The 7,386-nt window shown below is 50.9% G+C and carries 4 protein-coding genes; 3 read left to right on the forward strand and 1 reads right to left on the reverse strand.

All coding sequences use genetic code 11. The annotated features are described in order from the left end of the window. Entirely contained in the window at positions 1 to 1,809 is a 1,809-nt protein-coding gene (locus tag AADEFJLK_RS02200) for a DUF2341 domain-containing protein (RefSeq protein WP_249027954.1), read from the reverse strand. 567 nt (positions 1,810 to 2,376) lie between these two features. On the opposite strand from AADEFJLK_RS02200, the gene AADEFJLK_RS02205 reads away from it, so the two are divergent. The 3 genes from AADEFJLK_RS02205 to AADEFJLK_RS25810 all read left to right on the forward strand — a co-directional run. Then, positions 2,377 to 3,477 (forward strand): efflux RND transporter periplasmic adaptor subunit, encoded by a 1,101-nt coding sequence (locus AADEFJLK_RS02205; protein WP_103973147.1) that lies wholly within the window; start codon positions 2,377 to 2,379, stop codon positions 3,475 to 3,477. Positions 3,478 to 3,480: 3 nt separating this feature from the next. Continuing rightward, a complete protein-coding gene (locus tag AADEFJLK_RS02210) occupies positions 3,481 to 6,582 on the forward strand; it encodes an efflux RND transporter permease subunit (protein WP_103973148.1) in 3,102 nt (1,033 codons plus the stop codon). Positions 6,583 to 6,983: 401 nt separating this feature from the next. Continuing rightward, the coding region (locus AADEFJLK_RS25810) for a calcium-binding protein (protein ID WP_428839014.1) at positions 6,984 to 7,386 on the forward strand (403 nt) is incomplete at its 3' end.

The raw sequence follows: 7,386 nt of genomic DNA on the forward strand, positions 1-7,386 counted from the left end.
CTAGGTATGCTGTTCGGACATTTTTGCGATGAACTCATCGACAAAAACGTGCATGTCAGCCGTAATGGATTGGATACGTCCGCCCAAATAGTTGTAACCGAACAGACAAGGGATAGCCACCATCAGGCCGGCAACGGTGGCCGTTAACGCCGCCGCAATACCTGGGGCGATAGAGTTGACGTTAACCTCGCCGCTTACGGCAATTGCCGCAAAGGTAATCATAACCCCGACTACCGTACCCAATAGCCCCAAGAAGGGGCCACCACTAATAGCGATGGTCAACAAGACCATTTGCGCATTCAGCTTTTGTAATTCCCGCACCACAACCGCATCCATTGACGCTTTAACCGCATTCATGGCCTGGGCGCTCAACGCAATATCGTTAGTTTTGGTTTTGTTTAAACGACGGTTCATTTCTTCGACACCGACATGGTAAACGCGGTACAGCGAAGAGCCGGTGAATTCGCCGTGGCTCGCCGTCAGCGACAATAACAAGGGTGATTCTTCATAATCCGCATCTTCGTCGGTGTCTTCATGATTTAACGAGGCCATATCTTGAACGTTTAAAGAAGCAAAGGCTTCTTCAAACTTTTTATTTTGTTTGGCGGTGCGGCTGAGGATAATCGCCTTAGAAATCATTACCATCCAACTGATGACAAACATCACGCCCAAAATACCGATAATGACCCAGCCGTCGATGGTCACGCTGTTAAGCGTACCCATAATATAAGATTCGCCTTCTTCACTATCAGGCGTAGCGTCTTCGCCGTAAGTCAGCATCGCCGAGTTTGCGCCTTGCATTTGCGCGTCAAATTTAACGGAATTGGCATCGCGGGCGATTTTGTAGACCACGAATTGGTCTAACGCTCCAGTCAAGCCTCTAGTGCCGCTAGTGTCAGCCCCTAAGGTCAAATCGCCTGTCAGTTCCGCTAGCGTTACCGGAAAAGTACCCGCCGCCGCGCCATTAACATAAAGGGTGATGTCGCTGGCAGTGGCTACCACCGCCAAATGTTGCCAAGTCGCGGCAGTTAACGGCGCAGTGGCGGCAAATTCTTTTTTGCTGCCTGAGGCATCGGTCACTTGCAAAGTGGGGGTCAGTTCTTTTACCGCCAAAGTAACGCCTGCCCGTTGGAAAATAACGGCATTTTGCTGGGCCTGTTCAACTTTGGCCCAAGTTTCCACTGTCCAGCCAGTCGTTGGGGACATTGCCAGTGACGGTGCGCTGGCGACACGGATAATTTGGCTACCTTGGAAAGCGGCGGCGGCACCAATCAAGCCCCCTTCGCTATTCGTGGCCGTTGCGTCTGAGGCGACATGCGCATAGGCGGTCAAATCTTTAATGGCCGCTTGGTCAAACTGATATGCCAAGACTTCGCTGGCATCGAAGGCGTTAGCGGCATCTTGGCCATCAACCGCTTCGGCATTGCCATAGTACAACCAGAAACTGGGCTCGGGGTCTTTGCTAATGTCTTTCGGCAATTTCACCCAGATAAAGGCCATTTCGTTAACGGGGTCGAGTTTTTCGATATAAAATTTTAACGGTGTCGCTTCATCAGCCGCCAAGACACGGATATCTTTGCCTTTTTCGGCAAGATCTAAGAAATAAGTAAAGTTACCTGTATGCAAACGCACCAAGGCAAAAGCATCTTGGGGCATAGTGACCCCGTCTTGCTGCATTTTTTTTGCATCAAAGCTTATTTTCTTCTTATAGCCCCAATCATCGTTCCACCATGCAGAGGCGAATGACGGGAAGAGTGTTAAAAGAATCAGTAGGAGGCCAAACCGTTTCATTGCTATTCTCAATTTCATAATTAATGACTCAATTATCACAAAATTTCGTTACAGTATTATGAAATTGGCGGGTTTTCTCAAAAAACCCAGCCATAACGGCTAAAATTAACGGACTATAGACGTTAGCCGATGGGTATAAGCGCAGATTTGTGCGGAATAGATCATATAAAAGGTATACATATTGCTTGGACAATGACACCTCCTAAAATGACTTGAAAGCCGTAGTTTAAATTTAATCCTTTTTATTATGAAGAACTCAAGGTTAAGGCTTGAAAAAGGCTATGGCCTTTGCGGCGAATGACTTTTAAACTATGGGTTTCAGGACAAATGGGGTTTAATAGGCATAAGACGGGCAAGCGTCAACTATTTTAAAAGCTTAAATACGTTAGTGCTGGGGATTACGGCTGTCTAGCTAAAGCCGGCCATCACTGTCATGCACCATGATGGCTCAATAAAGCCTGCCTTAAAGGCATTAACAAAGGCGAAACAGCCAAGGCCGCCCTGATAAGCCCCACCCTACCCCGTAATAGTAACCAAAGATCGGCAGAGCTTTAGTCAATCCCTCTTTATAGAGAACCTAATATTATGAAGTTTATATATTTATTAATAGTATTGCTGTTAGCCCCATTAGCTGCCGCGCAAACGCCCCTCACCGTTAAGGCTTCGCCACTGCTGATGCAACAAATAAAAATCATTACCTTAGGCTCCAGCCAAGTGCATGAATCCTTGCGCTTACCCGCCCGGGTCGAACTCGACCAAGAAAGGATTGCCCGTATTGGTGCGACCGTCACCGGACGCATTACCGAAACCCAAGCGGTTATCGGCCAAGAAGTCCACAAGGGCGAACGCTTGGCGACCCTCAACAGCACCGAACTGGGCATGGCCCAATCGGCTTATTTAAAGACCCGCTCGCAATTGGCTTTGCGACAATTGGTCGCCAACCGCGCCAAACGCCTGTTTGCTAGCGACATCATCCCCAAGGCGGAATTGGAGGAACGGGAAAGCCTGCTGAGCGAAGCCGATATTGATTTGCGTACCGCGACCGACCAACTGCGGGTATTTGGCATGTCGGACGCAGATTTGGCGCGTTTGGCAAAAGAGCGGAAAATCCATTCGCTACTGCCGATCACTGCCAGCATCCAAGGCACTATCGTCGAGCGCACCGTCACCTTAGGGCAAGTGGTACAACCTAGCGACGCACTATTCACGGTCGCCGACCTCTCCCATGTCTGGGTGGTGGCCGAACTACCCGAACAGCAGGCGCATTGGGCGCATGAAGGCGATGAGGCTTCGGTCACCTTAGCGGCTATCCCCGAACAAGAACAACGCGGGCGCTTGATTTATGTCGCCGATATGGTCGATCCGCAAACCCGCACCGTCACCTTGCGCATGGACATCCCCAATCCCCAGCGCATTTTTAAGCCGCAAATGCTGGCCACCTTAGTCATCTATAAGCAAAGTACGCAAGAATTGGCGCTGCCCGACTCGGCGATTATCCGCGTTGATGACCGTGACCATGTTTTTGTCCAAACCGCGCCGGATGAATTTACCTTAAAACCCGTTAAACTCAGTGCGCGTAATGGCACGGTACGCCAAGTTATTGACGGATTGCAACAAGGCGAAAAAGTCGTTATCGAGGGTGGCTTCCACCTGAACAGCGAACGCCAACGCAAAGAATTGGGGTAAACCATGATTGAAGCCTTGATCCATGGCGGTTTACAGAACCGTATTTTGGTGCTGGTATTGGCGGTGGGCTTGGGTCTGTTTGGCATAAAAGCCCTGCAATCCCTATCGGTTGATGCCTTTCCTGATGTCACTAACGTCCAAGTGCAAATCGCCACCGAAGCCACCGGACGCTCGCCTGAAGAAGTCGAACGCTTTATCACCGTACCGCTGGAGATTGCCGTGACCGGCTTGCCGGGACTAACGGAAATGCGCTCGCTCAACAAAAACGGCCTGTCGCTGATCACCCTCGTCTTCACGGATGACACGGACGTGTACTTCGCCAGGCAATTGGTCATGGAACGGCTGATGGAAGTCAGCCACACCATGCCCGAAGGAGTCATGCCTATTTTAGGCCCCGTTTCGACTGGTCTGGGTGAAGTCTACCAATATACCTTGGAGCGGACTGATGACGGGCAACGTGCCTTAAGCCCCGAAGAACTGATGCGCCGTCGGGAAGCTCAAGATTGGGTGGTGCGCCCCTTATTGCGCGGCATTGCCGGAGTCGCGGAAATCAACTCGCAAGGCGGCTATAACAAGCAATATCAAGTGCTGGTCAATCCAGACCGGATGCACCATTACCATATCGCCCTTAGTGAAGTGTTTGACGCACTTGCCCAAAACAATGCCAACAGCGGCGGCGGGGTGTTGCCGCATTATGCCGAGCAATACCTGATCCGTGGCGTGGGTCTGATCCGGGATGTCACCGATATTGGCAATATCGTCCTGAAAGAAGAAAACAGTGTCCCCATTCATATCCATGATGTCGCCGAAGTGAAAATAGGCCATGAAGGCCGGGTGGGTGCTGTGCTAAAAAACGGCTATACCGAGGCCGTAGGCGGTATTGTCATGATGCTGCGCGGCGGCAACGCCAAAGAAGTGGTTAGCCGCATCAAGGCACGGGTTCAGGAAATCAACGACAAAAACATGTTGCCGGAAGATTTGAAAATTGTCCCTTATTATGACCGTAGCGAACTGGTCGATGCGGCCTTGCACACCGTCACCAAAGTATTGCTGGAAGGGGTCGCCCTGGTCGTCGTCATCTTGCTGCTGTTTTTAGGGGACATACGCTCCAGCGTCATCGTGGTCTGCACCCTACTCATCACTCCGCTGATTACTTTTATTGTCATGAACCAACTGGGGCTTTCCGCTAACTTAATGTCCTTGGGCGGCTTAGCGATAGCCATCGGGTTGATTGTCGATGGTTCGGTGGTAGTAGTCGAAAACGCCTTCACACTGCTGACCTTACGCAAAGGCGGCACGACCAGCCGCCTGAAAGTGGTCATGGCGGCGGCGGAAGAAGTCGCCACCCCTGTTCTGTTTGGGGTCGGCATCATCATCGTGGTGTTTTTGCCCTTAATGACCCTGCAAGGCATGGAAGGCAAAATGTTCGCCCCCCTCGCCTACACCATCGCCATTGCCTTGTTGATTTCGCTCATCTTATCGCTGACCTTAACACCTGTGCTGTGTTCGTTTCTGCTCCAAGGCCACTCTCATAAAGACCATGACACCCGCATTATCGCGGTCATGAAAAAGCCCTACTTGCAACTGCTCGACTTGTCCTTACAGCACGGCAAGCTAGTTGTTGCTGTGGCGGCGGCTTTGTTTGCCGGTACGCTAGCGTTAATGCCGTTCTTGGGCAGTTCCTTTATCCCAGAAATGAAAGAAGGCTCCATTGTCCCCGCCATTAACCGTGTCCCCAACATTTCCTTGCAAGAAGGCATTAACATGGAAATGGCCGCCATGCGCATGATTATGGACATTCCCGGCGTAAGCCTGGCTGTGACCAACATCGGACGCGGCGAAAGCCCCGCCGACCCGCAAAGCCAAAACGAATCCACACCTATCGTCAGCCTGAAACCCAGAAACGAATGGCCAAAGGGCTGGAATCAAGACACCATCGCCGATGCCATCCGCAATAAACTCAGCACTAGCCTGCCCGGTGTGCAAGTGGTCATGGCCCAACCCATTTCCGACCGCGTTGATGAAATGCTCACCGGAGTACGTTCCGACTTGGCGATAAAAGTCTTCGGCGATGATTTGGAACAGCTTAAAAATACCGCCAATACCATCGCCAAAGTCGCCGGTACTATCCCAGGTGCTCAAGACATCCGCGTCGAACGCCTGACCGGACAACAATACCTGTCCATTACCGTCAACCGCGAAGCTATTGCCAGACACGGCATTAACGCCGCCGCCATCCATGATGTCATCGAAACCGCCATCGGCGGCAAAATCGCCACCGAAATCTACGAAGGTGAACGCCGCTTCTCCGCCGCTGTGCGCCTACCCGAAAGCTTCCGCAACAGCATCGAAGCCATTGATGCCATTCTGTTAACTTCCACCAACGGTGCACGGGTTCCCTTAGGCGATTTGGCCGACATCCGCCTGAACGATGGCCCCTCACAAATTAGCCGCGAAATGGGCAAACGCCGGATTGTCATCGGCGTTAACGTCAAAGATAGGGATTTGGGCAGCTTCGTCGCCGAACTGCAACAGGCGGTCGGTAGCCAAGTCAAACTACCGGAAAGCTATTATCTGGAATGGGGCGGACAGTTCCAAAACATGGAACGGGCATTGGGGCATTTAAAAATCATCATCCCGATCACCATCGGCGCGATTTTCTTTTTATTGTTCATGCTCTTTAACTCGCTACGTTTTGCCAGTCTCATCATCTTAGTCCTGCCCTTTGCCTCCATCGGCGGTGTGGTCTCGCTGTTCATCAGCGGCGAATACCTGTCCGTCCCCGCCTCGGTCGGTTTTATCGCCTTATGGGGTATCGCGGTGCTGAACGGCGTGGTGCTGGTGTCTTACATCCGTAACCTGCGCGATAGCGGCCTCAGCCAACTGGAAGCCATCCGCCAAGGCTGCGCCCAACGCTTCCGCCCCGTCATGATGACCGCCACCATCGCCCTGCTCGGCCTAGTACCCTTCCTGTTCGCCAACGGCCCAGGCTCGGAGGTGCAAAAACCCCTAGCCATCGTGGTTATCGGCGGCCTAATTACCTCAACATTGCTGACTTTGGTGATGCTGCCGACGCTGTATCGGTGGTTTGAGGAAAAGCGTTGATACTGGCAAGTATTCTAAACGGTTAACTTTTAGTTTCTGTACACATGGCCATTCATAGTTCGTTAAGCCTTTCATGATAAAGTCAACCTGAAAGACATCGAGAAACGACTTAAAAAATTCGTGTCCTTCGTAATAAATATCTGTTTTAAATAATGAATTTTAAAATATGCTGGGTTGGAAAATAAAATGGCAAAAAACCAAATAATGGGTAAAACTATGGGGCCGACATTCAGCAAACGACAGAATAAACATACAGGCTAACGGTCGGCCTTAAAGCCGGATTGGTCTGTGCCGATTAATTGGCGATGGCATCCCTATCTTAGGCATACAGTATAAGACGCAGTATAATATCGAAAAAATAACAATATTATCAATACATTAATGTATTTTAAGGATAAGCGATGGCAACCTATAACGGCAATAACAATAATAACACCTACAATGGTACAAGTGCGGCGGATACCATTTATGGCAATGGGGGCAATGATACCCTTAATGGTGCAGGGGGCGATGATTACATAAATGGCGGTAGTGGTAATGATATTTTAAAAGGCGGTACGGGCAACGACTACCTGCAAGGTGATGGTGGAATGGACACCTATGTGTTCGGCATAGGCGACGGGCAAGACGAGGTTTACAACTACGACACCGACAACAGCATGGACACCGTGCAGTTCACCAACCTCGCGTCGTCCGGCCTGACCGCCCTGTTTGACAACGGCAACTACGGCCTCGTCCTCCAGTACGGCAGCGGCGACCAGGTCACCATCGACAATTATTTTTATTACAGCGACACCAACTGGC

The organism is Methylovulum psychrotolerans (assembly GCF_002923755.1).
GTDB classification, from domain to species: domain Bacteria; phylum Pseudomonadota; class Gammaproteobacteria; order Methylococcales; family Methylomonadaceae; genus Methylovulum; species Methylovulum psychrotolerans.